Source organism: Thioalkalivibrio nitratireducens DSM 14787, from assembly GCF_000321415.2.
GTDB classification, from domain to species: domain Bacteria; phylum Pseudomonadota; class Gammaproteobacteria; order Ectothiorhodospirales; family Ectothiorhodospiraceae; genus Thioalkalivibrio; species Thioalkalivibrio nitratireducens.
In genome coordinates this window covers 3,321,071-3,347,992 of the sequence record NC_019902.2, presented here as the reverse complement: position 1 = coordinate 3,347,992, position 26,922 = coordinate 3,321,071, and the positions used below count along the sequence as shown (strand labels likewise).

At 66.9% G+C, this 26,922-nt stretch carries 24 protein-coding genes and 1 pseudogene; 19 read left to right on the top strand and 6 right to left on the bottom strand.

Going from position 1 to position 26,922, the window contains the following annotated elements:
• Positions 1–66: 66 nt before the first annotated feature.
• Positions 67–450: a hypothetical protein gene (locus TVNIR_RS15275; RefSeq protein WP_015259973.1), complete on the top strand. Its 384-nt coding sequence runs from the start codon at positions 67–69 to the stop codon at positions 448–450.
• Positions 451–553: 103 nt separating this feature from the next.
• On the opposite strand, the gene TVNIR_RS15270 is transcribed toward TVNIR_RS15275, so the two are convergent.
• Positions 554–871, bottom strand: coding sequence for a hypothetical protein (locus tag TVNIR_RS15270; RefSeq protein ID WP_015259972.1), 318 nt, complete (start codon positions 869–871; stop codon positions 554–556).
• A gap of 398 nt (positions 872–1,269) precedes the next feature.
• On the opposite strand from TVNIR_RS15270, the gene TVNIR_RS15265 reads away from it, so the two are divergent.
• The 6 genes from TVNIR_RS15265 (at position 1,270) to pssA (ending at position 7,777) form a co-directional block, all read left to right on the top strand.
• Positions 1,270–2,433: an aldo/keto reductase gene (locus TVNIR_RS15265; protein WP_015259971.1), complete on the top strand. Its 1,164-nt coding sequence runs from the start codon at positions 1,270–1,272 to the stop codon at positions 2,431–2,433.
• 288 nt (positions 2,434–2,721) lie between these two features.
• Positions 2,722–4,440 (top strand): biosynthetic-type acetolactate synthase large subunit, encoded by a 1,719-nt coding sequence (ilvB, locus tag TVNIR_RS15260; protein ID WP_043739816.1) that lies wholly within the window; start codon positions 2,722–2,724, stop codon positions 4,438–4,440.
• A 15-nt stretch (positions 4,441–4,455) separates the two neighbouring features.
• Entirely contained in the window at positions 4,456–4,950 is a 495-nt protein-coding gene (gene ilvN, locus TVNIR_RS15255; RefSeq protein WP_015259967.1) for an acetolactate synthase small subunit, read from the top strand.
• Between the two features lie 304 nt (positions 4,951–5,254).
• Positions 5,255–6,271, top strand: a complete 1,017-nt coding sequence (gene ilvC, locus TVNIR_RS15250) for a ketol-acid reductoisomerase (protein ID WP_043739815.1) — start codon at positions 5,255–5,257, stop codon at positions 6,269–6,271.
• A gap of 82 nt (positions 6,272–6,353) precedes the next feature.
• Positions 6,354–7,013 (top strand): phosphatidylserine decarboxylase, encoded by a 660-nt coding sequence (locus TVNIR_RS15245; protein ID WP_043740793.1) that lies wholly within the window; start codon positions 6,354–6,356, stop codon positions 7,011–7,013.
• The gene (pssA, locus tag TVNIR_RS15240; protein ID WP_006745871.1) at positions 7,010–7,777 is read left to right on the top strand and encodes a CDP-diacylglycerol--serine O-phosphatidyltransferase; all 768 of its coding nucleotides are present in this window, start codon (positions 7,010–7,012) and stop codon (positions 7,775–7,777) included. Before TVNIR_RS15245 ends, pssA begins: the two co-directional genes overlap by 4 nt.
• A gap of 81 nt (positions 7,778–7,858) precedes the next feature.
• Here the strand turns inward: pssA and TVNIR_RS20840 are convergent.
• Positions 7,859–8,047 (bottom strand): annotated as a pseudogene (locus tag TVNIR_RS20840) (hypothetical protein); the annotation flags it as partial.
• A gap of 202 nt (positions 8,048–8,249) precedes the next feature.
• Here TVNIR_RS20840 and TVNIR_RS15235 point away from each other — a divergent pair.
• From TVNIR_RS15235 to TVNIR_RS15220, 4 genes are all read left to right on the top strand, one after another.
• Positions 8,250–9,791: a 2-isopropylmalate synthase gene (locus TVNIR_RS15235; RefSeq protein ID WP_015259964.1), complete on the top strand. Its 1,542-nt coding sequence runs from the start codon at positions 8,250–8,252 to the stop codon at positions 9,789–9,791.
• Positions 9,792–9,802: 11 nt separating this feature from the next.
• Positions 9,803–10,618, top strand: coding sequence for a uracil-DNA glycosylase (locus TVNIR_RS15230; RefSeq protein ID WP_015259963.1), 816 nt, complete (start codon positions 9,803–9,805; stop codon positions 10,616–10,618).
• A 64-nt stretch (positions 10,619–10,682) separates the two neighbouring features.
• Positions 10,683–11,150 (top strand): ribosomal protein S18-alanine N-acetyltransferase, encoded by a 468-nt coding sequence (gene rimI, locus TVNIR_RS15225; protein ID WP_015259962.1) that lies wholly within the window; start codon positions 10,683–10,685, stop codon positions 11,148–11,150.
• Between the two features lie 188 nt (positions 11,151–11,338).
• Positions 11,339–12,013, top strand: coding sequence for a tetratricopeptide repeat protein (locus tag TVNIR_RS15220; protein ID WP_043739814.1), 675 nt, complete (start codon positions 11,339–11,341; stop codon positions 12,011–12,013).
• Positions 12,014–12,169: 156 nt separating this feature from the next.
• Here the strand turns inward: TVNIR_RS15220 and TVNIR_RS15215 are convergent, their stop codons facing one another.
• Entirely contained in the window at positions 12,170–12,364 is a 195-nt protein-coding gene (locus TVNIR_RS15215) for an NF038104 family lipoprotein (protein WP_015259960.1), read from the bottom strand.
• 238 nt (positions 12,365–12,602) lie between these two features.
• Between TVNIR_RS15215 and TVNIR_RS15210 the strand changes: the two genes are divergently transcribed.
• The 4 genes from TVNIR_RS15210 (at position 12,603) to TVNIR_RS15200 (ending at position 15,591) form a co-directional block, all read left to right on the top strand.
• Positions 12,603–14,192, top strand: coding sequence for a peptide chain release factor 3 (locus TVNIR_RS15210; protein WP_015259959.1), 1,590 nt, complete (start codon positions 12,603–12,605; stop codon positions 14,190–14,192).
• Positions 14,193–14,415: 223 nt separating this feature from the next.
• Positions 14,416–14,712, top strand: a complete 297-nt coding sequence (locus tag TVNIR_RS15205) for a hypothetical protein (RefSeq protein WP_015259958.1) — start codon at positions 14,416–14,418, stop codon at positions 14,710–14,712.
• A gap of 145 nt (positions 14,713–14,857) precedes the next feature.
• Entirely contained in the window at positions 14,858–15,025 is a 168-nt protein-coding gene (locus TVNIR_RS20055) for a hypothetical protein (protein ID WP_169794303.1), read from the top strand.
• A gap of 209 nt (positions 15,026–15,234) precedes the next feature.
• Positions 15,235–15,591 (top strand): YajD family HNH nuclease, encoded by a 357-nt coding sequence (locus tag TVNIR_RS15200; protein ID WP_015259956.1) that lies wholly within the window; start codon positions 15,235–15,237, stop codon positions 15,589–15,591.
• A gap of 259 nt (positions 15,592–15,850) precedes the next feature.
• Here the strand turns inward: TVNIR_RS15200 and TVNIR_RS15195 are convergent, their stop codons facing one another.
• Positions 15,851–17,713 carry an ABCB family ABC transporter ATP-binding protein/permease gene (locus TVNIR_RS15195; RefSeq protein ID WP_015259955.1) on the bottom strand — a complete coding sequence of 621 codons (1,863 nt, stop codon included), beginning with the start codon at positions 17,711–17,713 and terminating at the stop codon, positions 15,851–15,853.
• A gap of 145 nt (positions 17,714–17,858) precedes the next feature.
• Here TVNIR_RS15195 and recQ point away from each other — a divergent pair, with 145 nt between their 5' ends.
• The 3 genes from recQ (at position 17,859) to dacB (ending at position 22,487) form a co-directional block, all read left to right on the top strand.
• Complete coding sequence (recQ, locus tag TVNIR_RS15190; RefSeq protein WP_015259954.1) at positions 17,859–19,787, top strand: DNA helicase RecQ; 1,929 nt, start codon at positions 17,859–17,861, stop codon at positions 19,785–19,787.
• 35 nt (positions 19,788–19,822) lie between these two features.
• Positions 19,823–20,560 (top strand): DUF3581 domain-containing protein, encoded by a 738-nt coding sequence (locus TVNIR_RS15185; RefSeq protein ID WP_015259953.1) that lies wholly within the window; start codon positions 19,823–19,825, stop codon positions 20,558–20,560.
• A gap of 487 nt (positions 20,561–21,047) precedes the next feature.
• The gene (gene dacB, locus TVNIR_RS15180; RefSeq protein ID WP_015259952.1) at positions 21,048–22,487 is read left to right on the top strand and encodes a D-alanyl-D-alanine carboxypeptidase/D-alanyl-D-alanine endopeptidase; all 1,440 of its coding nucleotides are present in this window, start codon (positions 21,048–21,050) and stop codon (positions 22,485–22,487) included.
• Between the two features lie 225 nt (positions 22,488–22,712).
• Here the strand turns inward: dacB and TVNIR_RS15175 are convergent, their stop codons facing one another.
• Entirely contained in the window at positions 22,713–23,264 is a 552-nt protein-coding gene (locus TVNIR_RS15175) for a hypothetical protein (RefSeq protein WP_015259951.1), read from the bottom strand.
• 145 nt (positions 23,265–23,409) lie between these two features.
• Here TVNIR_RS15175 and TVNIR_RS15170 point away from each other — a divergent pair, with 145 nt between their 5' ends.
• Positions 23,410–23,847: a Z-ring associated ZapG family protein gene (locus TVNIR_RS15170; RefSeq protein ID WP_015259950.1), complete on the top strand. Its 438-nt coding sequence runs from the start codon at positions 23,410–23,412 to the stop codon at positions 23,845–23,847.
• Between the two features lie 195 nt (positions 23,848–24,042).
• Here the strand turns inward: TVNIR_RS15170 and TVNIR_RS15165 are convergent, their stop codons facing one another.
• Positions 24,043–26,808 (bottom strand): valine--tRNA ligase, encoded by a 2,766-nt coding sequence (locus TVNIR_RS15165; RefSeq protein ID WP_015259949.1) that lies wholly within the window; start codon positions 26,806–26,808, stop codon positions 24,043–24,045.
• Positions 26,809–26,922 lie beyond the last annotated feature (114 nt).

The window sequence follows — 26,922 nt, the reverse complement described above, 5'->3', positions numbered from 1 at the left end:
GACGGGGTTGTTGCCCTTGCCGTGCCCCGGAGCCACCACGACCGTACACAAACCAGGAGCTCCGTCATGACCGAACCGACCATCGCACGCCGTCTCGAACGCCGCCTGATCCTGATGACCCGAGACCCCGGGATGATCCGTGCGGTCGAGGCACTGGTGGAACCACCGTGGCAGATCGTCACGACCACCGATCTCGACGCACTGGGTGCCTGGAACGAACTGTTGCTGTACCGGTTCCTGCTCCTCGACCTCGACGAGGTCGAGGCTTTCGACCCGCTGGACGTGATCCGCATTCTGCGCATGGAGTACCAGATCAACCTGCCGGTGTTCTGTTTCGGCGGCGACGAGGACATTCAGGACGAGATGCGCCTGTCGCGCGCCGACCGTTTTTTCGACCGCGAGGAGATGCTCGCACGCCTGCCCGAGTTCCTGCGCCAGTACGGTTGGTAGCAACGCGTGATGCCGCTGGCGGTAGGTGGCACGAGCCGGCCACGCCGAACGCCTGCCGTGCCGGGGGGGGGCTGAGAGTCGCGATGCCTGCGAAGCGACCGACTCAGCCCACTGGCGCGTGTTCCAGCACGTCGATGCGGATCTTCTCGCGGTACTGTCCAGCGTTGCCGTCGACCTCGATCATGCCCACCCGTGTGCCCGGGGTGTCGAAGCTGAACCTGCAGTCGAAGGTGCCGGGCAGGGTGATGGTGTTCTCGCAAAGCGCCTCGTCACCCACGGTGAAGGTGGCCTTCGCCTCGCCCGTTCCGTTCAGCACCACCTGGAGCCGGAACTCCGTGTTCACCGGGCGGCGGTAGAACGCGGGATCGCGGTTCGCGTTGTACTGCAGGTTGTTCAGCTTCACGAGTTTCACAAGCTTCATGCCGGTTCCCCTCAGGCGCATGCATCCGCGGTGACAAGGCAGGTGTTCGAGAAGATCCCAAGGATACCGGAATCCTGCACGCATCCACGGATTCCGAGGGGCCGAGTGGGGGCACCGCACCCCGAGGCGCTGCTGCGGAGCTGGCAGGACACCGTTTCGCTGCCGCTGCGACGTGATCGGGATGTTGCAGGGGTCAGTAAGAGTAGGTCCACCGTGCCGCCTCGCGTTTCGGGCTGCCCTGCGCCCACCGCAGTTCGCACGTGGGCTCGCGAAGCACGACATCGGTTTCGGTCTGTCGGGCGGGTCTCGGGTAGTGGGGGTCTCCCTGAAACAGGGGGCGCATTTTTACGGTGCCCCCTGCGTCGCGTAGCATGCGGATTCCATAGTCGGGGTTGCTGATGGAGCCGCAACGAGCACGGATTCCGGGCTACGCGAACGCGAAGGCGACGCGCGCTTATGCCGAACGGCACGTCAAGGCCGGGGATGGCGCCGAGGGGCATTACAGCGAATACACCCGATCGAAGCTGCGCCTGTCGAGCCTCGGCGTCGGTACCTTTGGCGGCGCGGCCACGCCCGAGGTGGACGGCCGAATGGCCGCAATCGTCGCCCGGGCGCTGTGCTCGGGTATCAACGTGATCGATACCGCGGCCCATTACCGCTACGGGCGTTCGCTGGCGGCGGTTGGCACGGGAGTGCGCGTGGCGCTGAACGCGGGGGTGCCGCGCGAGGCGATGTTCCTGATCGGAAAAGGCGGTTTCCTGGCGTTTCCGGGTGGGCCGCCGGCGGACTTCGACCGCTGGTTCGAGCGCGAGATTGCCGCGCAGAGGCTCGGGAGCCGGCAGCACCTCGCGAAGGGTGCGCACCTGTTGACCCCGGAGTACATCGACCACCAACTGGATCTGTCGCGCCGCCTGATGGGGGTCGAGACCCTGGACGTGTTCCTGGTCGACCAGCCCGAGGTGCATATCCCGCAGATCGGCAAGGAGGAAACCAGCCGGAAGCTGGAACCCGTGTTTGCGCTGCTGGAGCGGGCGGTGCGCGAGAACCGCATTCGCGGCTACGGGATCTCGACCTTCGACGGCTTCCGGGTGGAGACCGACGCGCCGCTGTTCCAGTCGCTGACCTCGATGCAGGCGCTGGCCGAGCGCGCTGCCCGGGCCGTGACCGGCGACGAGCGCGCGCGGCACCATTTCAGGCTGGCGATGCTGCCGTTCAACCAAGTGATGCCGGAGGGGTTTGCCCGCTTCAATACCGCGACCGGCCAGGGCAACGTGGCGTCGCCGCTGCAGGCTGCGCACCAGCTCGAGGTGTACGTGATGGCCTCGCACACGCTGCTGAAGGGGCACCTGGCGCGGCAATCGGTCGACGTGGTCGCCGAACGCCTGGCGGACTATCCCAATCCGGCACAGAGGGCACTGCAGTTCAACCGCTCGACGCCGGGGCTTGGCACTTCGCTGGTCGGGCTGAGCGCCCCCGAGCATCTCGACGACCTGCTGGCGGTCGCGGGTCGCCCGTTGCTGGAGCGCAGGGATTACCTGGGGATGTACCGGAGGGCCGAGTGATGCCGGTGGATCCGGCAGCCTGTGCAGGGATGCGTGCCCTGCCGTTGTGCACTCACCCTCACCTCTGCCCCTCTCCCGCCTGCGGGAGAGGGGATCCGAGCACGACCCGCCGCAATGCATTCTCCTGCGCCGGGCCTATGCTCAGCGTCGTTCAGCAATGGCCAATATTCGTTCATCACGGAACCGTGAAAGTGAAGCCATTTCGTATTACGATGTGTAGCCATTTTTGACCCGATGTCCGCGTTCCAACACGATCGCGCCGTTGACCCCTCAGGAATCATCGAAGCCATGTCCGAGACCTCTGCGAAGCCCACCGCCATCACCGGCGCCGAAATCTTTGTCCGCTGCCTTCAGGAGGAGGGTGTCGAGGTCGTATTCGGTTACCCGGGCGGTGCGGTCCTGCACATCTACGATGCGCTGTACAGGCAGGACAAGGTTTCGCACATCCTGGTACGCCACGAGCAGGGCGCGGTGCACGCCGCGGAGGGCTACGCGAAGTCCTCGAATCAGTGCGGCGTCGCGCTGGTGACCTCGGGCCCGGGTGCGACCAACGCGGTGACCGGCATCGCCGACGCCTACATGGACTCGGTGCCGCTGGTCGTGTTCACCGGGCAGGTGCCGACCAACCTGATCGGCAACGACGCGTTCCAGGAAGTCGACACGGTCGGCATCACCCGCCCCTGCGTGAAGCACAATTTCCTGGTCAAGGACGTGAACGACCTCGCGACGACGATCAAGAAGGCGTTCTATGTCGCGACGACCGGCCGACCCGGCCCCGTGGTGGTCGACATCCCGAAGGACGTGACCGCGCAAACCGCGGTGTTCGAGTATCCGAAGCAGATTCGGATGCGTTCCTATAACCCGACCACGCGTGGGCACGGCGGCCAGATCCGCAAGGCGCTCGACCTGATCCTGTCGGCGCAGAAGCCGATGCTCTACACCGGCGGCGGCATCATCCTGGGACAGGCGTCCGACGCACTGACCGAGTTCACCCGCCGGCTGGGCTACCCGATCACCAACACGCTGATGGGCCTGGGCGGTTTTCCGGCGTCGGATCCGCTGTTCCTCGGGATGCTGGGGATGCACGGCACCTACGAGGCGAACATGGCGATGCACTACGCCGATGTCGTGATCGCGATCGGTGCACGTTTCGACGACCGGGTGACCGGCAACATCGAGAAGTTCTGTCCCTACGCGAAGATCGTCCACATCGACGTCGATCCGGCGTCGATCTCGAAGAACGTGAAGGTCGACGTGCCGATCGTCGGCCAGGTCGAGCCGGTGCTGCGCGAGATGCTCCGGGAACTGGAGTCGATGAACCGCGAGCCCGACGCGGAGGATCTGGCGGCCTGGTGGCGCCAGATCGAGGAATGGCGGGCGAAGGACTGCCTGAAGTTCGACCGAGCCTCGCCGATCATCAAGCCGCAGTTGGTCGTGCAGAAGCTCTGGGAACTGACCGGCGGCGACGCGATCGTGACCTCGGACGTCGGCCAGCACCAGATGTGGGCAGCGCAGTTCTACCGCTTCGACAAGCCGAATCGCTGGATCAACTCCGGCGGGCTCGGGACCATGGGTGTCGGTCTGCCGTTCGCGATGGGCGCGCAGTTTGCGAACCCCGACGCGACGGTTGCCTGCATCACCGGCGAGGCCAGCATCCAGATGTGCATCCAGGAACTGTCGACCTGCCTGCAGTACCAGCTGCCGATCAAGATCGTGAACCTGAACAACCGCTACCTGGGCATGGTGCGGCAATGGCAGGAGTTCTTCTACCAGGGCCGCTATGCGATGTCGTACATGGACGCGCTGCCCGATTTCGTGAAGCTCGCCGAGAGCTACGGGCATGTCGGCATGCGCATCGAACAGCCGGGCGACGTCGAGGGGGCATTGCGCGAGGCGCTGGCGATGAAGGACCGGCTGGTGTTTCTGGACTTCATCACCGACCAATCCGAGAACGTCTACCCAATGATTCCGGCGGGCGCCGGCCAGAACGAAATGATCCTGGTGTAGGGGAAAGGGACCAGCATGCGACACATCATCAGTCTGTTACTCGAGAACGAATCGGGCGCGCTGTCGCGCGTGTCCGGCCTGTTCTCGGCCCGCGGCTACAACATCGAGTCGCTGACCGTCGCCCCCACCGACGATCCCAGCCTGTCGCGGATGACGATCGTGACCAGCGGTTCCGAGGAAATCATCGAGCAGATCACCAAGCAGCTGAACAAGCTGATCGACGTGGTGCGCCTGATCGACCTGACGCCCTACCGGCACATCGAGCGCGAAATGATGATGGTGAAGGTCAAGGTGGCCGAGTCCGGTGACCGCGAAGAGGCGAAGCGCCTGACCGACATCTTCCGCGGCAGCATCATCGACGTCTCGCAGGAAACCTATGTGATCGAACTCACTGGCCACGGGAGCAAGCTGGATTCGTTCCTGGAGGCGCTTCAGGGTTTTCCGGTGATGGAGGTCGTGCGCTCGGGCGTGATGGGCATCGCCCGCGGCGAGGTGGCGTTGCACCTCTAACCGGGTGCCGCGCAGGGCGGAAAAGCAGCGTAGGGCGGAAAAGGCCGAAGGCCGTCATCCGCCATTCGGCGCGAGGCCAGGCCCGGACGCATGGCTTCCACGGACGCCGCAGGGCGGATGACGCCGCGCGCTTCCTCCCTGCCGGGGGATGCCCCGGCAGGGAGGCGATCCGCCACCCCGGCTGCTGATCTCGGCACGCGTGCGACAAAGCCCTATACTGGCGCGCGACCGGGCTGGACTGGACGAATCTCACGGCCACCGCTGCGGCGGCCGTGTTCATTTTGGGCGACAAGGAAACACGAACATGAATCTCTACTACGACAAAGACGCCGACCTCTCGATCATCCAGGGCAAGAAGGTCGCGATCATCGGCTACGGCTCGCAGGGCCACGCCCACGCGAACAACCTGAAGGATTCCGGTGTCGACGTCACCGTCGGCCTGCGCCCCGGATCCGGCTCCCGCGCCAAGGCCGAGCAGTCGGGCCTGAAAGTCGCCGACGTCCCCGAGGCAGTGGCCGCGGCCGACCTGGTGATGATCCTGACCCCCGACGAGTTCCAGGCCCGGCTGTACAAGACCGAGATCGAGCTCAACCTGAAGCAGGGCGCGACCATGGCGTTCGCGCACGGGTTCGCGATCCACTACAACCAGATCGTGCCGCGCGCCGATCTCGACGTGATCATGATCGCGCCGAAGGCCCCCGGCCATACCGTGCGCAGCGAGTTCGTGAAGGGCGGCGGCATCCCGGACCTGATCGCGGTGTTCCAGGATGCCTCCGGGCGCGCCCGCGACACCGCGCTGTCGTATGCCTCGGCCATCGGCGGCGGCCGCACCGGCATCATCGAGACCACCTTCAAGGACGAGACCGAGACCGACCTGTTCGGCGAGCAGGCGGTGCTCTGCGGCGGCGCGGTGGAGCTGGTGAAGGCGGGTTTCGAGACGCTGGTCGAGGCCGGGTACGCGCCGGAGATGGCCTATTTCGAGTGCCTGCACGAGCTGAAACTGATCGTCGACCTGATGTACGAAGGCGGCATCGCGAACATGAACTACTCGATCTCGAACAACGCCGAGTACGGCGAGTACGTGACCGGGCCGAAGGTCATCAACGAGGAGTCGCGCTACGCGATGCGCGAGGCATTGCACCGGATCCAGACCGGCGAGTACGCGAAGGCATTCATCCAGGAAGGCGCGGCCAACTATCCGTCGATGACCGCGTACCGGCGGCTGAATGCGGCGCACCCAATCGAACAGGTCGGCGAGCGGCTGCGCGCGATGATGCCCTGGATCACCGCGAACAAGCTCGTCGACAAGAGCCGCAACTGATCCGCGGCGGCCCGGCCGCCCCGGCATGTCGGGGCGGTTCCGTTCCCGCCGCTTCCAGCCGCGAATCCGAACCGAGTTTCCGATGTTTCCGATAGCGCCCGAAGGAAGGCTGTTCGTCGTCGGCACCGCATGGCTTGCGGTGATCACGCTGCTGTTCGGCTACACCGAGCCCGGGGCGTTTCTCGTGACGCTGGCGGTGGCCTTGCTGCTGGTGTTCCGCGATTTCGTGCGCCGGGATCCGCCGGTACAGGCACTCGGACTGGTGGCCCCGGTGGACGGTGTCGTGCAGTCGCTCGATCAGGGCACCGATCCGTTCACCGGCAAGCCGGCGCAGCGGATCGTGATCCGCCAGCGGGCGTTGGGCGAGTACCATCTGCATGCCCCGCAGGAGGCGAAGCTGCTGCGCCGCGCGTGGCCCGGCAGGGACACCGGCGATCCGGTCGATCCCCAGCTGAACGGTCAACTCGGGTTTGCCTTCGAGACCGACGAGGGGCAAGGCTTTTCGCTGGCGTTCGACCTGCGCCGCTGGCCGCGCTTCGTTCGTGTCGGCGCGGTGACCGGCAGCCGCATCGGGCGCGGCAAGCGGCTTGGGTTCGCGGGATTCGGCAGCACCGTGACCCTGTGGGTTCCGGCCAAGTCGGCGCTGACGGCGAGGCCCGGGCAACGCGTGTTCGCCGGAATGGATCGAATCGGTGATCTGCCCGGACACGCGGCGCGACCAACCGGGGAACCCGGCGGATGAGCGCCGAGTTGCCTGGCGGACCGGAATCCGACGCGCGGCGTCGGCGCGGGGTCTTCCTGCTGCCCAACCTGTTCACCACCGGGGTGCTTTTCTCCGGGTTTTTCGCGATCGTCTCGGCGATCAACGGCGACTTCATGACCGCGGCGATCGCCGTCTACGTCGCGATGGTGCTGGACGGGCTCGACGGACGGGTGGCACGGCTGACCAACACCCAGAGCGAATTCGGTGCCCAGTACGACTCGCTGTCGGACCTGGTCGCGTTCGGTCTCGCTCCGGCGCTGGTCGTCTACCTCTGGCAGTTGCACGAACTCGGGAATCTGGGCTGGGTCGCGGCGTTCTTCTACGCCACGGCCGCCGCGCTCAGGCTTGCACGGTTCAACAGCCGTCTCGCGGTCGCCGACAAGCGTTTCTTCCAGGGGCTGCCGAGCCCGGCGAGTGCGGCCTTCGTGGTCGGTACGGTCTGGGTGATCGAGGACATGGGGGCGTTCGCCGAAAATCCGGCGGTGCTGATGGCGCTGGCGCTGCTGGTGGCGGTGCTGGCCGGTGTACTGATGGTCAGCAACCTGGCCTATTTCAGTTTCAAGGACATGGACTTCCGCCACCGGGTGCCGTTCTTCGTGATGCTCGCCGTGGTCGGCGTGCTGATGCTGGCTGCGCTGGACCCGCCGAAGGTATTGCTCGCGGGCTTTACGCTGTACGCATTGTCGGGGCCGCTGCTCACCTTGGAGCGCTGGCGGCGCCACCGCAGCCGCAAGTCGTCCTGAGCCGTGCGTCAGCGCCCCGGCCCCGGCGGGCAGGACGTCGGCCGCGAACCCGACCGGGGCAGTGTCCGACACTCGGTCCGTGTGGCCACCCCCGATGCTGAAAGAGGCGTAGGGCGGAAGAGGCCGAAGGCCGTCATCCGCCAGCCGGCGCCTGGGGTGCCGCGGGCGCCGGGGATGCGCGAACGCCGAGCGGCGGATGACGCTGCGCTATTCCGCCCTACGGGTCGCCAGGGACACGAGACAGGCCGTGACTTTCACGCTAGCTGGCATGGCTCCGGGCCACCCCGAACGATGAAAAAGGTTAGCCACGGATGCACACGGATGAGCACGGATAGGGTTTCAACCAAGAAACATCCGTGTGCATCCGTGGCAAAGAACGCCTTCGGCCCTTGTCCGTGCCTTCCGTGGTTGTATTTTCACGTTAAGCTACGCGGGTGTGGAAACGATCCCTCGAGTGGCGGAATAGCGAGACATGACCCAAGACCGACTGATCATCTTCGATACCACCCTGCGTGACGGCGAACAAAGCCCCGGCGCGTCGATGACGCGCGAGGAGAAGCTGCGCATCGCACACTTGCTCGAGAAGCTCCGGGTGGACGTGATCGAGGCCGGTTTCCCGGCCGCAAGCCCCGGCGACTTCGAGGCGGTGCGTGCGGTCGCGCGCGCGGTGAAGGACAGCCGCGTTTGCGGGCTGACGCGTGCCCGCGCCCCGGACATCGATCGCGCCGCCGAGGCGTTGAAGGACGCGGCCGCTCCGCGCATCCACACCTTCATCGCGACCAGCTCGATCCATATGCAGCACAAGCTGCGCATGACCCCGGAACAGGTCATCGAGCACGCGATCGCCGCGGTGCGCCACGCGCGCAACTACACCGACGACGTCGAATTCTCGGCCGAGGACGCCGGCCGTTCCGAGATCGATTTTCTGTGCCGGGTGATCGAGGCGGCGATCGACGCGGGCGCGCGCACGATCAACATCCCGGACACGGTGGGCTATGCGATTCCGCAACAGTTCGGGGCGACCATTGCGACCCTGCTGGAACGTGTTCCGAATTCGGACAAGGCGGTGTTCTCGGTGCACTGCCACAACGACCTCGGGCTGGCGGTCGCCAACTCCTTGGCTGCGGTGCTGAACGGCGCGCGCCAGGTCGAGTGCACGATCAACGCCCTGGGTGAACGCGCGGGCAATGCGTCGCTGGAGGAGATCGTGATGGCGGTGCGCACGCGGCAGGACATTTTCCCGGTCGAGACCCGCATCGACGCCACGCAGATCGTGCCCTGCTCGCGGCTGGTGTCCAACGTGACCGGCTTTCCAGTGCAGCCGAACAAGGCGATCGTCGGTGCGAACGCTTTCGCGCACGAATCCGGCATCCACCAGGACGGTGTGCTGAAGCACCGCGATACCTACGAGATCATGCGTGCCGAGGACGTGGGCTGGAGCGCGAACCGGATCGTGTTGGGCAAGCACTCCGGTCGCAACGCGCTGCGCACCCGGCTGCTCGAACTCGGGGTCGAATTCGACAGCGCCCAGCTGGACGATATTTTTTTACGATTCAAGGATTTGGCGGACAAGAAGCACGAGGTCTTCGACGAGGACTTGCAGGCACTGGTATCGGAGGCGGCCCCCGAGGAATCCGACCGCTACCGCCTGCGCTCGCTGCACGTCTGTTCCGAAACGGGCGTCACCCCGCGCGCCGAGATTCAACTCGAGATCGACGATCAGCTGCGGTCCGGGGCTGCGGAAGGCAGCGGCCCGGTCGACGCGTCGTTCCAGGCGGTGGAGTCGATCGTGAACAGCGGCACCGAGTTGCTGCTCTACTCGGTGAACAACATTACCTCGGGCACCGACGCGCAGGGCGAAGTCACCGTGCGCCTGTCCCGGGCCGGGCGCATCGTGAACGGGCTGGGGGCGGATACAGACATTGTGATCGCGTCGGTGAAGGCCTACCTGCACGCGTTGAACCGGCTGACCGTGCCGGCCGAGCGGGCGCATCCCCAGCACGACGGCGTCTAGGACCTGACCGGATGCCGCTGAGCCGGCGACAGCGCGAGGTTCTGCAGGAGCTGGGGATCCCCGTCTGGGTGCCGCGCGAGCGCCCGGTCCCGCCGCCGGCACCGGGCGCCGACACCGACCCTGCGAATGAGCGCGGCAACGCGATGCCGCGGCAGGCGGTGGCGCCGCCGGAACCGCCCGCGGCAGACACCAGGAGGGAACCGGCGCCACGCTCGCCGGTCTCCCCGGTGCCAGTGTCTCCTTCGGCCGAAACCGTGCCGCCCGTGGCACAGCTGGACTGGGAGGCTCTGCGCGCGCGGGTCGCGGAATGCGCGGCCTGCGCGGAACTGGCGGCGCGGCGCACGCAGACCGTGTTCGGCGTGGGCGACCCGGACGCCGACTGGCTGTTCATCGGCGAGGCACCCGGGGCCGAGGAGGACCGCTGCGGGGAGCCCTTCGTGGGACGCGCGGGGCTGCTGCTCGACAACATGCTGGCCGCGCTGGGGCTGCGCCGGGGCGAGAACGTCTATATTGCCAACATCCTGAAGTGCCGCCCGCCGGGAAACCGCGATCCGAAGACTGAGGAGGCTGCCGCCTGCCGGGGATACCTGGACCGGCAGATCGAACTGATCCGCCCGCGGGTGATCGTCGCCGTCGGCCGGGTGCCGGCGCAGGCATTGCTGGATACCGATGCGCCACTGGGCCGGCTGCGCGGTCGCGATCTGCAGTATCGGGGTGTACCGCTGGTGGTGACCTATCATCCTGCCTACCTGCTGCGTTCGCCGACCGAGAAGGCCAGGGCCTGGCAGGATCTGCTGCGTGCCCGGGCATGTCTGGCTGCAGGCTGAGCATTGCCGACTCTCGCCTGCGCGCTGGCTGTTGTGGCCCGGGGAGCGTGGAAACCGTCGGGCGATGAACGCGCGCGTCGAACCCCAGCCTGTGGTGCGCCCGATGCGGCCCGAAGATGTCGACCGGGTCATGGAGATCGAGCGTCGTGCTTACCCGTTTCCCTGGACTGAGGGCATCTTCCGCGATTGCCTGCGTGTCGGCTACGACTGTCGGGTACTGGAACTCGATCGCGACCTGGTAGGGCATGCGGTGCTGACGCTGGCGGCCGGCGAGGCACACCTGCTGAACCTGTCGGTCGACGTGCGCCGGCAGCGCCAGGGGTTGGGCCGCTTCCTGTTGCGGCGCTTGATCGCCGACGTGCGGCGCCGGGGGGGCGAGACCGTGTTCCTCGAGGTGCGTCCGTCCAACGTGGCGGCCGTAGCACTGTATCGTTCCGAAGGTTTCGCACACATTGGCACGCGTCCCCGCTATTATCCTGGGGAACAGGGCCGCGAGGCTGCCTGGGTGTTCTCGTTGCGGACGGTGCCTTGAACGGATCCCCCTGCCGTGGTGGGAGCGTGGGCCCAGGTCCTGAGTGGATCCGGGTGCGGGGTTGTCCCGGCAGCGCTGCACCCGAGCCGGATGATGGCTTTGCGGTCGGCCCGGTTTGCGGCTAGTCTTTGCCGATCAGTCAGTGGGTTGGTGAACGAATCCAGAACGACATTCAGGAAGGTGCAGGCATGAGCAATACGATTCCCGGGATACTGGCGCTGGCCCTTTTCCTCGCCATCGGCTTCGCTTCGCCGGTGCTTGCGCAGGCACCCAGTGCGGAGGAGCGGCAGCAGGAGCTGCTGCGCATCTGGTACGAAATCCGCGAGGGGGCTGCGTCGAAGGGCGAGGTCGAGGCCAAGTACGATGTCGGCGTGGCCAACTACCTGGGACGAGGGACGGCCCAGGATCGCGCGAAAGCTGTGCACTGGTTCCAGCGTGCCGCCGACCGTAACCATGCAAGCGCGCATCATTATCTCGGCTACATGTACGCGGTGGGCGTGGGTGTCGAAGCCAACCCGCAGAAGAGCCTCGAGCATTACCGCCTCGCAGCGGAGCTCGGGAACCAGGATGCGCAGTATTCCGTGGGCCAGGCCTACGAGTACGGGCGCGGGGTCCGCCCGGATCTACGCGCCGCGGTGCGCTGGTATCGGGCGGCCGCGGAACAGGGTGAGCCGCAGGCGCAGACCCGCCTGGGCGATCTGTACCTGGTCGGGCGCGGTGTGGACAGGGACGCCGAGGAGGCCTACCTCTGGTACGGGCTCGCACGCAACGAGGAACGCATGGCCGAGGCCCGCCAGCGTTTGACCCGCAGCCAGATCGCCGCAGCCGACGAGCGCGTGCGCGCCCTCAGCGCAGCTCGCTGACCGGCCGGCCGGTCAGCGGCGGTGCCGATTGCCGTCTCCAGCCCGCTGTAGAGCAACCAACAGGGAGCCGATGGCCGCTTCACCGGGGCCGCCAGCGCCAGAAGGCAGTGGCGGCCCGTCCGGTTGCAGTGAATGCGTTGGCGCTTTCCCGTGCTGTCAGTCGTCGTCCTTGTCGCTCTTGCCGCCAGGGGTGACCGCGCCGATGACGCGGCCGGTGGTCTTGACCGTGCCCTTGGTCACACTGGCCGCCGCACTCGCCGTGGTCCCGGCGACCTTGACCGCGGTACAGCCGCTAGTCAGCGCGGCAAGCAACACGGGCAGTACCAGAAGCATCAGGGAGCGGAGGTGCATGGTCGTGCTCAGGTTCGCGTACTTCCGGGTTAAGCGGACGGTGGTGGTCGTAAGTACGTGCGGTGGTTGGCGGGGATGTGGCGGTGCCACCAACCCCTCGCCGCGAGGCTTGGGTTGGTAATGGTGCAGGATAGGGCGGAAAGGGGCAATCGACGTCCGGAGTTCGAGGGGCGGATTAAACCTGCGCAAGGTCTGTTTCGCCGGTATAATACAACGTTTTTCCCGCTCGAGCCCCCCGATGTCGTTCCCCCAGGAAACCGCCCGCCGCCGCACGTTCGCGATCATCTCGCATCCCGACGCCGGCAAGACCACGATCACCGAGAAGCTGCTGCTGTTCGGCGGTGCGATCCAGCTCGCCGGGACCGTCAAGGGGCGCAAGAGCGCGCGCCACGCGACCTCCGACTGGATGGAGATGGAGAAACAACGCGGGATCTCGGTGACTTCGTCGGTGATGCAGTTCCCGTACCGCGACCGGATCGTGAACCTGCTCGACACGCCGGGTCACGAGGACTTCTCCGAGGATACCTACCGCACGCTGACCGCGGTGGACTCGGCGCTGATGGTCATCGACGCGGCCAAGGGCGTCGAGGAGCGCACGATCAAGTTGATGGAGGTCTGCCGGCTGCGCGATACGCCGATCATGACCTTCGTGAACAAGCTCGACCGCGAGGGGCGCGACCCGATCGAGTTGCTCGACGAGGTCGAGGGCGTGCTGAAGATCCAGTGCGCGCCGGTGACCTGGCCGATCGGCATGGGCAAGCGCTTTCGCGGCGTTTACCACATGGCTCGGGATGCGGTGCATATGTATTCGCCGACCCACGGCGGCAAGATCCTGCGGGGCGAGGTGATCCAGGGGCTCGACAATCCGCGCCTGGACGAGGTGCTGGGTTCCCAGGCACAGGATCTGCGTGAGGAGTTGGAACTGGTGCAGGGGGCGTCGCACGCATTCGATCTGGACGCGTATCTCGCAGGAACCCAGACGCCGGTGTTTTTCGGTTCGGCGATCAACAACTTCGGCGTGCAGGAGCTGCTGGATGACTTCGTCGAGTACGCTCCTGCGCCGCAGCCGCGCGCAGCGCGCTCGCGGGTGGTCGAAGCGTCCGAGACGGCGTTCAGCGGCTTCGTGTTCAAGATCCAGGCGAACATGGACCCGAACCACCGTGACCGCATCGCGTTCCTGCGCATCTGCTCCGGCACCTTCACGAAGGGGGCGAAACTGCGCCACGTGCGTTTGGGCCGAGACGTGAAGATCCCCGATGCGCTGACGTTCATGGCGTCGGATCGCGAGCACGTGGAGACGGCATACCCCGGCGACATCATCGGACTGCACAATCATGGCACGATCCGCATCGGGGATACCTTCACCGAGGGCGAGGCCCTGAACTTCTCGGGGATTCCGAACTTCGCGCCCGAGCTCTTCCGGCGCGCGCAGCTGCGCGATCCGCTGAAGATGAAGCAGCTTGCGAAGGGGCTGCAGGAACTCTGCGAGGAGGGTGCCACGCAGCTCTACCGCCCGCTGACCAATAACGACCTGATTCTGGGCGCGGTCGGCGTGCTCCAGTTCGACGTGGTCGCCGAGCGCCTGCGCACCGAGTACAAGGTCGACTGCCGGTTCGAGAACGTGAACGTACAGACCGCGCGCTGGGTCAGTTCCAACGACCCGAAGCGGTTCGAGGAGTTCAAGGACAAGGCGGCGAGCAACCTAGCGATCGACCACGGAGGCGACCTCGTGTACATCGCGCCGACGCGCGTAAACCTGCAGATGGCGATGGAGCGATGGCCGGAGGTCGAATTCCATTCCACGCGAGAGCACGGCGTCGCCGCCTGAGGAAACGCTGGGCGAAACGCTGAACGAAGGGCTCTGTCGTTGCGAGCGAAGCGCGGCAATCCAGGTGACTCCGACGACCACCTGGGCTTGATGCGCTGCGGACGGCGTTCGGCCCCCGTAGTGGACGCTGGCACCTGGCTGGCCTGTTCCCAGGCTCTCCGATAGACTCCCCGGGGACCGGTGCACGGGCGCCAGCCCGTCGCCTGCACCTTGGAGAACCGAGATGAAGCCCCATGCCTGGATCCTGCTTCTGCTGCTGTCGCTCGCCGCGGTTCCGGGTTGTGCGATGAACGAGACCCGGGAACTTCCGGAACCGCGCGCCGGCGTGGTGGCCGACATGGCCGAGTTCGAAGCGTTCCTCGCGTTGGTGCCGACGCCCGACGAGTTCCAGGAGGTCTACCCGGACGTGGTCTTGATCCTTCCCGGTGACATCGCCACCCGCGAGTACCGCACCGACAACAGCCGCTACTTCGCCGACCTCGACGAGGAAGGACGGATCACCGGGGGCAGTTTCCAGTAGGGGGGTCATCAGTAAGGCCTCTCGGGACCTGCTCGTGTGCAGGAGGCGAACCCTCTCGCGGATCGCCACCGGGTAGTCAGGAACGGTTCCTGCAGGGGCATCGTTGCGCGATCCGGCTCGTGGAACCCGCGCGCGGAGGTGGGCCATGAAGCGAGGCAGGTGGCGTTGGAAAAAGACGAAGGTTCTGGTGGAGGCCGCCATCATTGGCCTGACCGCCGGGCTGCTGATCATCCTGTTCACCGAGAGTGGCGTCGATCGGCAGCGCAGCGCGGTCGGCGCGGCGATGGAGTGCCACGGCACGCGTTCCTGCTGACTGCGCGCGCCGACTCCGGACCCGATCGGATCGATCCCTGGCAGGGGCTGACCGCACGTGCGTCTTCGCGCTGGCCGCCGTCAAGGCGGTCCGCTCGGCTGCACCCGATCGGGGCGCAGTTCTCGTGCAACGCCCGAAAATGGGGCAGGGGAATTCCCAAGCGGCCGGTGTTCGCCTAAAGTCGGGTCAGACGACGACGGAGACGGAGCATGAGCCAGCGCGATTCCTCACGGCTGGATGCGATCGTGGCCAAGGCCCAGCGCGAGAAGGCCGAACGCGAGCAGGGCTACCGCGAGCGGGCCCTGAAGATGTATCCCTGGGTCTGCGGGCGCTGCGGGCGCGAGTTCAACGCCGCGAACGTGCGTGAACTCACGGTGCACCACCGCGACCACAACCACGACAACAACCCGCTGGACGGCAGCAACTGGGAACTGCTGTGCGTCTACTGTCACGACAACGAGCACCAGCGTTACGTGGACGCGACCCCGGGTAGCGACAAGGCATCGGGTAAAGGCGCGACTCACAACCCGTTCGCGGGCCTGGGCGACCTGCTGAAGCGCGACTGAGCTGTGCGCGGCTGTCCGGCCGGGATCCCTGCTGGGCGGCGGGCGGCCCCGAGGCCAAAAGGACTGCCGGACCGACGGGCTCCAAAGGGGCGCCATGGAGTGCGAGCTTGCCCGCCCTTTCGCTCCCGCACCTTGTCGCGGGCGGTGCGCAGAGCGCCCTTCTCGCCGACACCGTTCGGGCGGTGCCGCCTTGCGATTGCCGGCGCAAGCCCCGTTCCGATCCGTCCGCCATCGCCGCATCCCGGTTTCCCTCGTACGCTCACGGACCGCGCCCGGGTTCGGGCGCCGGTTCGTGGTGGGGATCGAAATCCCGGGCCGTGCTGCTCCCGCGCGGTGACCCGCTCTCGTGCTGGTGTTCCCAGAGGCGCCGATAGGCGCCGTCTTGTTCTAGCAGCTGCAGGTGGGTGCCCTGTTCGATCACGCGGCCATTCTCGAGCACGACGATGTTGTCGGCATCCATCACGGTGGAAAGTCGGTGCGCGATCACCAGCGTGGTACGCCGTGATGCGACCTCGTTGAGCGCGGCCAGGATCGCCTTCTCCGATCCCGAATCCAGCGACGAGGTGGCCTCGTCGAAGACCAGGATCGGCGGATCCTTCAACAGCATTCGCGCAATCGCGATACGCTGTTTCTCGCCGCCCGAAACCTTGAGCCCACGCTCGCCGACGACGGTATCGAGCCCGTTCGGCAGCCGTGACACGAAGTCCTCGAGGTGGGCGAGGCGCACCGCCTCGCGGATTTCCTCGGGCGTCGCGTCCGGGCGCCCGTAGGCGATGTTGTAGGCGATGCTCTCGTTGAACAGCACCGTGTCCTGAGGGACCACGCCGATTGCGCGGCGCAGGCTGTCCTGGGTCACCTCGCGGATGTCCTGCCCGTCGATCGTGATCCGGCCTCGATCGGCGTCGTAGAAGCGGAACAACAGCCGCGAAAGCGTCGACTTGCCAGCCCCGCTGGGTCCGACCACCGCGACCTTCTGGCCCGCCGGAATTTCCAGCGAAACGCCTTCAAGGATCGGACGGTCCGGGTGGTAGCGGAAACGCACGTTTTCGAAGCGTACCGTGCCGGCGGTGACGTGCAGATCCGGTGCGCCCGGGCGGTCTTCGACCTTCACCGGCTTTTCGAGCAACCCGAACAGCCGCTCGATGTTGGCCAGCGACTGCCGGATCTCGCGGTAGACGAAACCCAGGAAGTTCAGGGGGATGAACAGCTGGATCATGTAGGCGTTCACCATCACCAGATCGCCGAGTGTCATCGTGCCCGCCGCGACCTGGTAGGCCGCCAACACCATCATCACCGTGATCGCGGTGGCGATGATCAGCGCCTGGCCGCTGTTCAGCAGTACCAGCGACAGCACGTTTTTCATTCTGGCGGTTTCCCAGGCGGCGAGTCCCCGGTCGTAGCGCTCAGCCTCGAAGCGCTCGTTGCCAAAGTATTTCACGGTCTCGTAGTTCAGCAGGCTGTCGATCGCTCGGGTGTTGGACTCGTTGTCGCGCAGATTGGCCTCGCGCACGAAACGGGTGCGCCACTCGGTAACCCAGACGGAGAAGGCAACGTACACCACGATCGCCGCGAACACGGTGAACGTGAAAATCGGCCCGACCGCGACCAGCAGGATCACCGCGACCAGCAGGATCTCGACCATCGTCGGCAGGATGTTGAACACCATGAAGCGCAGCAGGAAGCTGATTCCGGCGGTGCCTCGCTCGATGTCGCGCGACAGCCCTCCCGTCTGCCGCGACAGGTGGAACCCGAGTTCCAGCCGGTGGAGGTGCTGGAACACCCGCAGCGCGGCACGGCGCATCGCCCGTTCCGCGACGCGCACGAACACAGCGTCGCGCAGTTCCCCGAAGAATGTCGCGGAGAATCGCAGCAGGCCATAGGCGATCAGCAGGGCCAGCGGGACGGTGACCAGTGCCTCGGCGGTGCCGGCGCCCTCGAAGTGGTCGACGATGTACTTCAGCGCCAGCGGCACGGTGACGTTCGCGAGCTTGGCCAGCCCCATCAGGCCCATGGCCAGGAACAGGCGTCCGCGAAACTCGGACAGGTACGGCAGCAGGCTGCGGATGATGCGCCAGTTCACGGCCCCGTCGGGCGCGTCAACGAGCGATGCGTGCCCACGCATGGCAGAATTCCCGGTTCATTGAGGGTGGATGCAGGGCGGCCACTCTAGGCGCGGTGCGCAGCGCGGTCCAGTGTGCCCGGCGGGAAGCGCGGTTTGCATCGCCCCCGGAGGTCGATCCGACTGCCCACGGACGGGAGAGAACGGGATGTGGAACGTGGATGATGAACCGTTGCCTGAATCTGAGCGCGCCGTGAGCCTCACTGCCCAGGCCGGCGGCGATACGGAGCCCTCCGGGGCGGGGCAAAGATCCCCGGATCCCGTGCGGATCCTGTCCGAGGTCTTCGGCTATTCCGGTTTCCGCGGCCGCCAGCGCGAGATCATCGACTGCGTCGCCGGGGGTGGGGATGCCCTGGTCCTGATGCCGACCGGCGGCGGCAAGTCGCTCTGCTACCAGATTCCGGCACTGATTCGCCCGGGCTGCGGGGTGGTCATCTCGCCGCTGATCGCACTGATGCAGGACCAGGTGGCTGCCCTGAGGCAAAGTGGTGTCCGCGCGGCTGCACTGAATTCCGCGGAATCGCTCGCACGGAACCAGGAGGCTGAACGGGCGCTGCTCGATGGCCGACTCGACCTGCTGTACATCGCCCCGGAGCGCCTGATGCTGCCGCGTACGCTGGATCTGCTGGCGCGTGCGCGGGTCGCGCTGTTCGCGATCGACGAGGCACACTGCGTGTCACAGTGGGGCCACGATTTCCGCCCCGAGTACATCCAGCTCTCGCTGCTGGCGGAGCGCTTTCCGGGCGTGCCGCGCCTGGCACTGACCGCCACCGCCGATGCCCCGACGCGGCGGGAGATCGTCACCCGACTGGGGCTGGAACGGGCCCGGCAGTTTGTCAGCCGTTTCGACCGTCCCAACATTCGCTACCGCATCTCGCAGTCCGATGCCGGCGGCGGGAGCGCGCGTGACCGGCTGCTGCGTTTCATCCGCCAGGAACACCCGGGAGAGGCCGGGATCGTCTATTGCCTGAGCCGCAAGCGCGTGGAGGCGATCGCAGATTGGCTCGCGGCTCAGGGGCTGGAGGCGCTGCCGTATCATGCCGGCCTGAGTGTGGCGGAGCGCGACCGCAACCAGAAGCGGTTTCTGACTGGGGAAGGCGTGATCATGGTCGCCACCATCGCCTTCGGCATGGGAATCGACAAGCCCAACGTCCGTTTCGTGGCCCACCTGAACCTGCCCAAGAGCATCGAGGCTTACTACCAGGAGACCGGGCGCGCCGGACGCGATGGACTGCCAGCGGACGCCTGGATGCTGTATGGCCTGCAGGACGTGATCACCCTGCGCCAGATGCTCGACCAATCCAATGCGGACGACGGCCACAAGCGCGTCGAACGGCAGAAGCTCGAGGCGATGCTGGGGCTCTGCGAACTCACCAGCTGCCGGCGCCAGGCGCTGCTCGCCTATTTCGGCGACGATCTCGACTCGCCCTGCGGGAACTGCGACACCTGCCTGGAGCCGCCCGCGACCTGGGATGCCACCGAGCCCGCGCGCAAGGCGCTGTCCTGCGTCTATCGCACGGGCGAGCGTTTCGGGGTGAACTACCTGATCGACGTCCTGCGGGGCCGCGAGACCGACCGCCTGCGGGCGTTGGGGCACCATCACCTGAGTACCTTCGGGATCGGTACCGAACTCGAGCCCGCCGAGTGGCGCGTGCTGTTCCGGCAGCTGATCGCGCGCGGCCTGTTGCGGACGGATCTCGATGGCCACGGTGGACTGAGCCTGGACGAGTCCTGCCGTCCGCTGCTGCGCGGCGAGACCACGGTGGAGCTGCGCCGCGATCAGCGTCCGGCGAGGTCACCGCGCGAACGCGGCAGCCGGGCGGCCAGGCCCGCTGCCGACCTGGCCCCCGAGGATCAGGCGCTGTGGGATGCGTTGCGCGCCTGCCGACGCCGACTCGCGGATGCCCAGGGCGTGCCGCCCTATGTCATCTTCCACGACGTGACGCTGGCCGAGATGCTGCACGAGGCTCCAGTCACGCTGGACCAGATGGCGGGGATATCGGGTGTCGGCATCAGCAAGCTCGATCGCTATGGAGACGAGTTCCTGAGGGTCATCCGGGGTCATTTGGGGCTATAGTGCACGGGTTCCGACCACTTGCCCGGGGAAAAATGGTGACCGACGGTTCCTTTCTGCAATCCTTCCATGCCCTGCGCGATGGGCTCGTGTACATCGAGCCCGAGCAGGCCAGCCGCTTCGCCAAGGAGATTGCCGGGGATTTCAACCCGATCCACGATCCGGGCTCGCGGCGCTTCTGCGTCCCCGGAGACCTGCTGTTCGCGCTGGTGCTCGCACGTTACGGCGTCAGCGCAAGGATGCATTGCCGCTTTGTCGGCATGGTCGGGGCCGGAGTGGCGCTGGTGTTTCCCGAGGATCCCGGCACATCGTTCGCCGTGATGGACAGCCAGGGCAAGAAGTACCTCGAAGTGGAGCGGGATGGGCCGGTGGTCACGGACGCCTACACAATCGAGGCCCTGACGCGAAGCTATGTCGCGTTCTCCGGCGAGAATTTCCCCCACGTGCTCGTGCCGCTGATGGAGCGGCACGAGGTGATGGTGAATCCCGCACGCCCGCTGGTGATGTACGACCGGATGTCGCTGTCGCTGCGCGAACCGGTCGGCAGTCTCACCGAGACCGTGCAGCCGCACCTGAAGGAAGCCGACATGCGGGTCGACGGCAAGCGCGGGGAGGCGCGGCTCGATTACGCGCTATGCGTCGACGGCGAGCCCTTCGCGGCCGGCAGCAAGCACCTGGTGTTGAGCGGGCTGCGCGCCTACGATGCCGAGGCGGTGCGGAAACTGGTGGACGAGTACGCGGGGTGGAAAGCGCGCTACGCCGGGGCCACCGCCTGAACCTCCGATCGCGCTGCCGGCGGCACCGGGAGGGTCCATCGTGGCCGCCGGGGTGCGGGTTCTGCACCGTGCGGGTGCATCGCTGAACCAGAGAATGGGGCCGGGAGCCCGGTTGGGCGTGGTCCGTGTCCTGCAGGCCACTGCTCAGGCCCGAAAGCCGAGGAAGGTGACCCATGCGGATCCTGCGCCGGTGGCCGCGATCGACCGGAGCGATCCGGGGCACTGGACGGGCGGGGACGCGATGCAGGAGACCCGCTTGTCACCCGGGCGGCCCCGTGCGCACCATGATACATCCGAACAATGACAGGGGAGGACCGCCCAGATGATCGCAGGGCATCGTTCAGGCAAGGGACGCGGCTGCTGCACACGGGCAGTCGCGGAGTCATTCGGTCCGGCGGAGCGGCTGGGTGCGAGTTCTGACCGATCCCGGGATCCCGGCAGCCAGCGCCGGTCCGCCCGCCGGGTGGTACCAGGGTCCGCGGCGAGCATGTGGCTGACGCCGGCCGTCGCCTGGTTCCTGCTGGTGATCCTTGCTGGCCCGACAGCGGCGGCGTCATCGTTCACGCTGCTGCCCGAACCCCTGCAACAGGCCATACGCGGGCAGAACCTGCCGGCCGATGCCGTCGGCCTGTGGGTGCAACGCGTGGGTGACCCGCAGCCACTGGTGCAGTTGCACGCCGACCGGCTGTTCAACCCGGCCTCGACGATCAAGCTGGCGACGACCCTCGCGGCACTGTCGCAGCTGGGTCCGCATCATGTCTGGGAGACGGAAATTTACGGCACCGGCCCTGTACGTGACGGCGTGCTCCACGGGGACCTGATCCTGCGCGGCGTCGGCGATCCGGGCATGGTCAGCGAGGAGCACTGGCGCATGCTGGCGGCCCTGCGGCGGACCGGGCTGCGCCGCATCAACGGTGACGTGCTGCTCGATACCAGCCAGTTCCGTCTGCCGGCCGAGGATCCGGGGGCCTTCGACGGGCAGCCGCTGCGCGCCTACAACCAGCCGCCGCACGCATTGCATGTGAACGCCAACGCGCTGCGTTTCCACGTGCTGCCCGAGCCCGACGGGCGTAGCATCCGCGTCGAGGCCGATCCGCCGCTGCCCGGTCTGCCGATCGAGAATCGCCTGCGGGTATCCAACGGCAGCTGCGGTACCTGGCAGCGGGGCATCCGCTACGAGGTCGTCGACAATAGCGCGGGCGGGCCGCGGGTCCGCTTTTCCGGGGACTACCCGGTGAATTGCGGCAGTTTCGAGCTCCTGAGGACCGCGGTGGCGCCCGAGATCTACAATCGCGAGCTGTTCCGGCTCCACTGGGGCCAGTGGGGCGGGGAGTTGACCGGCGAGGTTCGCTATGGCACGGGCCCGGACGCCGTCGGTGAGCCGCTGTCGGTGCACGCGTCACGACCGCTCGGGGAAATCCTCCGCGTGGCCAACAAGTGGAGTTCGAACGTGGCGACCCGGCAGCTGGCGCTCACGCTGGGTGCCGAGCGGTTCGGTCCGCCGGCGACGGTCGACAAGGCCCGCCAGGCCCTGTACCAGGCGCTGGGCGAACACGGCGTCGCGGTTGGCGGCATGGTGATCGATAACGGCTCCGGGCTCAGCCGGCACACGCGGATCACGCCGTTGCAGCTGGCTCAGGTGCTGCAGGCAGGATGGGACAGCCCTTGGCGCCCCGAATTCGTGTCGTCGATGGCGATTGCGGGTCTCGACGGCACCCTACGCCGGCGTTTCCAGGACGGGCCCGAGCGTGGGCGCATGCACCTGAAGACCGGGCACCTGAACCAGGTTTCGGCGGTCGCCGGATTCGTGCGGACCCGCAGCAACGAGGACGTGATGGTCGTGTTGCTGGTGAACCACGAGAACGCCCATACCGGTGCCGGCGTTCGCCTGCAGGACGCCGTGCTGCGCTGGGTGCATGCTCTCTGAGCGGAGCCGGTCGGATGTCGTCCGTATCGGTTCCGCTTGCGGAAACCGGGTTCGTTCTGCCGTGCCTGCGGCGTCTCCTGCCGGCAAGGCCGGCACCGGCCCTGGGCTTCGAGAACCTCTGGGGCTTCGAGAACCTCTGGGCCTTCGAGAACGCGGCGGGCTGTGCCTCGCGCGGGCATGCGGCGGTGCCGAACCGGATCGCGGCGGACCGCGGCGGCGTTGCGTTCAGTGTCGCTCGAGTTTGCCCAGTTCGGTCAGCAGCGACAGCACCAGGGATTCTCCCTGTGCACCCATTCCGCGGCACAGCGTGTCGGGATCCCGTTCTCCGTCCACCAGGCGCTTGGTGATTCCTCCGATGCGCGCCATGTCCCCGCCGGCCCGGGTCATCTGCTCGGCCATCTGCGACAGCCAGTGCAGTGCCTGGGCGTCGCCGCGGCTGGCCGCATGGATCACCTGCGCGAGACCCGGTGCCGCCTGGCTCGGATCTGGACCCGATTCTGGATCCGGGAGCGTAGACGGGTCCTGAAGTCCGGCGAGGATCGCGCTCACGATCACGGTGTCTTCGTCGTCCAGGCCGCGCAGCAGCGCGGGGTCGCGGTCCCCGTTCAGGATCTTGCGGATCCGCGCGACCAGGTCGGCCCATCCGCCCTGTTCGGCCTGGGTGAGCACGGGTCCGAGTTCCGCACGTGCATCCGGATTCTGGGCCGCCTGTACCACCAGCCGGATCAGGTCTGCATGGGTAAGGCGGATCTGTTCATCACGGGGGGACAGGGCCATGGCGGTACCGACGGGCTGGCGAGGGTGGCCCCAGACGATAGCGCAGTTGCCAGGGCGGGGCGAGCCCCTGACAGGGGCTTCCTGTACCTCGCGGTCCGCCGTCGGGCACAATAGGTTTCAGGGATACGCGCTGAGGAACGAAGCGGTGGAAGAGCAGATGACGATGGGTCTCTGGTTGCTCCTGATCCTGTTGGCGGTGGCGCTGGCGGGAGTGCTGGGGTTCTGGATCGGCCGGACGACCAGCCATGAGCGGCGCCTGATCCGCGAACTGGAGAGCGAACTCGACAGCCGCATGCAGGAACTCAACCGCTACCGCAGCGCGGTGAACCAGCATTTCGATCGAACCGCGACGCTGTTTGCCGGGATGGCCGGGGCGTACCGCGATCTGTACCACCACCTCGCCGAGAGTTGCGAGGAGCTGGCCGACAAGCCCACCCGGCAGCGGCTCGAAGAACGCGCGGGCCGGTTGCTCGCCAACGTGCCGGTGCGCGAAGGCCGCGAAGGACGGTCCGAGCCGACGCAGTCGCGCAGCTCGGACGCCCGCGAACGCGAGATCGATCTCAAACCCCCGCGCCCCGATTGAACGACCCGCACCCTTGGGAGCGAGCGTGCTCGCGAACGCGCCGCAGACACGGTAAACGTTGGTGCCTTGGCGATCGCCGATTCGCGTGCGAGGCGTGCTCCTGCACGGTTGAAACGGCGGCCTTTGCAGGGACGCGCCAAAGGCACGGCGGCGTTGGCGCGTGACCGATCCCTCGTTCTTGCGGGAGGCACGGTCCTACAGGCGGCGGATGCGCTCGAGCTGGGCGCCGAGGTCGCTGCGGGCCGCGCGGAGCTCGGCGACCCGGGCCCGTTCCTTTGCGACCACCTCCGCGGGTGCGCGGGCGACGAAGCTCTCGTTGGCCAGGCGCGATTCGCTTTGTTCCAGGTTCCGGTCCAACTTGCCGATCTCCTTGGTGAGGCGCGCGATCTCGGCATCCTTGTCGATCAGCCCGGCGAGAGGAATCAGCAGGCGCATCTCGCCGACCAGCGACAGCGCCGATTCTGGCGCCTCTTCGCCCGGGTTCAGCCAGGTGACCGACTCGGGTTTCGCCAGGAAGTCCAGCAATGTGCGGTGGCGCAGGAAACGCTCCTGGTCGGGTTCGGTCCAGTTCTGCACCAGTACCGGTAACAGCTTGCCCGGCGCGATGTCCATCTCGGCCCGGATCCGGCGCAGGCCGGTGATGAAGCCTTTGACCCACTCGAGTTCGGTACCGGCGGCGGCATCGGCCGGGAAATCCTCCGTTTCGACCCAGGGCCGTTCGACCAGGAAGCGGGCGTCGACGCCGACGGCGGGTTTCACGTCGTTCCAGATCGCCTCGGTGATGAACGGCATCATCGGGTGCAGCAGCCGCAGCAGTGCTTCCAGTACCTGCACCAGCGTGTGCCGCGTCGCGCGCTTCACCGAGGCATCCGCATCGCCGTTCAGCACCGGCTTGGTCAGTTCGAGGTACCAGTCGCAGTAGTCGTGCCAGGTGAAGTCGTACAGCGTCTGCGCGGCCAGGTCGAAGCGGTAGGCGTCGTAGTGGGCCGTCACCGCGGTGGCGGTTGCGCGCAGCCGGTCCTGGATCCAGCGGTCGGCCAGTGTCGGCATGCGCGCGTCGGGACCGAGCCCGGTGTCATGCCCGTCCACGTTCATCAGCACGAAGCGCGCGGCGTTCCAGAGTTTGTTGCAGAAGTTGCGATAGCCCTCGATGCGCCCGAGGTCGAACTTGATGTCGCGTCCGGTGGTCGCGAGCGCCGACAGCGTGAAACGCAGCGCGTCGGTGCCGAACGCGGGGATGCCCTCGGGGAATTGTCCGCGCGTGGCCTTGGCGATCTTCTTCGCCATCTGCGGCTGCATCAGCCCGGCGGTGCGCTTCTCGACCAGCGCGTCGAGCGTGATGCCGTCGATCAGGTCGATCGGGTCGAGCACGTTGCCCTTGGACTTGGACATCTTCTGGCCTTCCGCGTCGCGGATCAGCCCGGTGATGTAGATCTCGCGAAAGGGAACGTCGTCCATGAATTTCAGGCCCATCATGATCATCCGGGCGACCCAGAAGAAGATGATGTCGAAGCCGGTGACCAGTACGCTGGTGGGGTAAAAGCGACCCAGTTCATGTGTCTGCTCCGGCCAGCCGAGCGTCGAGAACGGCCACAACGCCGAGCTGAACCAGGTATCGAGCACGTCCTCGTCCTGCGCGAGCGCGACCGCCGGCCCCAGACCGTGGCGTTCGCGCACCTCGGCTTCCGAGCGTCCGACGTAGACTTTCCCTTCGGCGTCGTACCAGGCCGGGATCCGGTGGCCCCACCAGATCTGGCGCGAGATGCACCAGTCCTCGATGTTGCGCATCCACTCGAAGTAGGTCTTCGACCAGTTCTCGGGCACGAAGCGGATACGCCCGTCCTCGACCGCCCGGATCGCGGGCTCTGCCAGCGGGCCGGCCTTCACGTACCACTGGTCGGTCAGGAAGGGCTCGATCACCGCACCGCTGCGGTCCCCGCGCGGGACCATCAGCCGGTGGTCAGCCACTTTCTCCAGCAGGCCGAGGGCCTCGAGATCCGCGACGACCCGCTTGCGTGCCTCGAAGCGGTCCAGGCCCCGGTAGGCCTCGGGCGCATTCTCGTTCAGGCGTGCGTCGATGGTGAACAGGTTGATCAGCGGCAGGTTGTGGCGCATGCCCACCGCGTGGTCGTTGAAGTCGTGCGCCGGCGTGATCTTCACGCAGCCGGTACCGAATTCAGGATCGACGTAGTCGTCCGCAATCACCGGGATGGTCCGCCCGGTCAGCGGCAGTTCGACCTGCTGCCCGATCAGGTGCCGGTAGCGCTCGTCGTCCGGGTGCACCGCCACCGCGGTGTCACCGAGCATCGTCTCGGGCCGGGTGGTGGCGACCACCAGGTGCCCGGTGCCGTCGGTCAGCGGGTAGCGGAAGTGCCAGAGCGAACCCTGCTCTTCCTCGGACAACACCTCGAGATCGGAGACCGCGGTGTGCAGCACCGGGTCCCAGTTCACCAGCCGCTTGCCGCGGTAGATCAGCCCTTCGTCGTACAGGCGAACGAAGACATCGGTGACCGCGTTGGACAGTCCTGCATCCATCGTGAAGCGCTCGCGCGACCAGTCGATCGAGTTGCCGAGTCGGCGCATCTGCGCGGAGATCGTGCCGCCGGATTGCTCCTTCCAGTCCCAGACCGCCTTCAGGAATTCCTCGCGCCCGAGGTCGTGGCGGCTCTTGCCGTCGGCCGCGAGCCGGCGCTCGACGACCATCTGCGTCGCGATGCCGGCGTGGTCGGTGCCGCCCTGCCACAGCACCGCGTCGCCGCGCATGCGCCGGTGCCGGATCAGTGCGTCCATCAGCGTGTGCTGGAACGCGTGCCCCATGTGCAGCGTTCCGGTGACGTTCGGCGGCGGCAGCAGGATGCAGTAGGGCGGGGCATTGGCGTCGCGCACCGCGAAGCAGCCGCTTTCCTCCCACTGACGGTACAGATCCTGCTCGATCGTGCGCGGGTCGAAGCTCTTGTCCATGACGGGCCGGGGGCTTGGAATCAGCGGCGCATTATAGCGGGTGGCGGGCAGCGAGCGGTGCGCCGATGGTCGCACGGACACCGCGGTTGGCGGCGGGCCGGGGCGGATCAGGGG

What these genes read in the sequence shown, in the direction of transcription:
- TVNIR_RS15275 (WP_015259973.1), top strand. Translation starts at nt 67, where the DNA reads ATGACCGAACCGACCATCGCACGCCGTCTCGAACGCCGCCTGATCCTG.
- TVNIR_RS15270 (WP_015259972.1), bottom strand. Translation starts at nt 871, where the DNA reads ATGAAGCTTGTGAAACTCGTGAAGCTGAACAACCTGCAGTACAACGCG.
- TVNIR_RS15265 (WP_015259971.1), top strand. Translation starts at nt 1,270, where the DNA reads ATGGAGCCGCAACGAGCACGGATTCCGGGCTACGCGAACGCGAAGGCG.
- ilvB (WP_043739816.1), top strand. Translation starts at nt 2,722, where the DNA reads ATGTCCGAGACCTCTGCGAAGCCCACCGCCATCACCGGCGCCGAAATC.
- ilvN (WP_015259967.1), top strand. Translation starts at nt 4,456, where the DNA reads ATGCGACACATCATCAGTCTGTTACTCGAGAACGAATCGGGCGCGCTG.
- ilvC (WP_043739815.1), top strand. Translation starts at nt 5,255, where the DNA reads ATGAATCTCTACTACGACAAAGACGCCGACCTCTCGATCATCCAGGGC.
- TVNIR_RS15245 (WP_043740793.1), top strand. Translation starts at nt 6,354, where the DNA reads ATGTTTCCGATAGCGCCCGAAGGAAGGCTGTTCGTCGTCGGCACCGCA.
- pssA (WP_006745871.1), top strand. Translation starts at nt 7,010, where the DNA reads ATGAGCGCCGAGTTGCCTGGCGGACCGGAATCCGACGCGCGGCGTCGG.
- TVNIR_RS15235 (WP_015259964.1), top strand. Translation starts at nt 8,250, where the DNA reads ATGACCCAAGACCGACTGATCATCTTCGATACCACCCTGCGTGACGGC.
- TVNIR_RS15230 (WP_015259963.1), top strand. Translation starts at nt 9,803, where the DNA reads ATGCCGCTGAGCCGGCGACAGCGCGAGGTTCTGCAGGAGCTGGGGATC.
- rimI (WP_015259962.1), top strand. Translation starts at nt 10,683, where the DNA reads ATGAACGCGCGCGTCGAACCCCAGCCTGTGGTGCGCCCGATGCGGCCC.
- TVNIR_RS15220 (WP_043739814.1), top strand. Translation starts at nt 11,339, where the DNA reads ATGAGCAATACGATTCCCGGGATACTGGCGCTGGCCCTTTTCCTCGCC.
- TVNIR_RS15215 (WP_015259960.1), bottom strand. Translation starts at nt 12,364, where the DNA reads ATGCACCTCCGCTCCCTGATGCTTCTGGTACTGCCCGTGTTGCTTGCC.
- TVNIR_RS15210 (WP_015259959.1), top strand. Translation starts at nt 12,603, where the DNA reads ATGTCGTTCCCCCAGGAAACCGCCCGCCGCCGCACGTTCGCGATCATC.
- TVNIR_RS15205 (WP_015259958.1), top strand. Translation starts at nt 14,416, where the DNA reads ATGAAGCCCCATGCCTGGATCCTGCTTCTGCTGCTGTCGCTCGCCGCG.
- TVNIR_RS20055 (WP_169794303.1), top strand. Translation starts at nt 14,858, where the DNA reads ATGAAGCGAGGCAGGTGGCGTTGGAAAAAGACGAAGGTTCTGGTGGAG.
- TVNIR_RS15200 (WP_015259956.1), top strand. Translation starts at nt 15,235, where the DNA reads ATGAGCCAGCGCGATTCCTCACGGCTGGATGCGATCGTGGCCAAGGCC.
- TVNIR_RS15195 (WP_015259955.1), bottom strand. Translation starts at nt 17,713, where the DNA reads ATGCGTGGGCACGCATCGCTCGTTGACGCGCCCGACGGGGCCGTGAAC.
- recQ (WP_015259954.1), top strand. Translation starts at nt 17,859, where the DNA reads ATGTGGAACGTGGATGATGAACCGTTGCCTGAATCTGAGCGCGCCGTG.
- dacB (WP_015259952.1), top strand. Translation starts at nt 21,048, where the DNA reads ATGTGGCTGACGCCGGCCGTCGCCTGGTTCCTGCTGGTGATCCTTGCT.
- TVNIR_RS15175 (WP_015259951.1), bottom strand. Translation starts at nt 23,264, where the DNA reads ATGGCCCTGTCCCCCCGTGATGAACAGATCCGCCTTACCCATGCAGAC.
- TVNIR_RS15165 (WP_015259949.1), bottom strand. Translation starts at nt 26,808, where the DNA reads ATGGACAAGAGCTTCGACCCGCGCACGATCGAGCAGGATCTGTACCGT.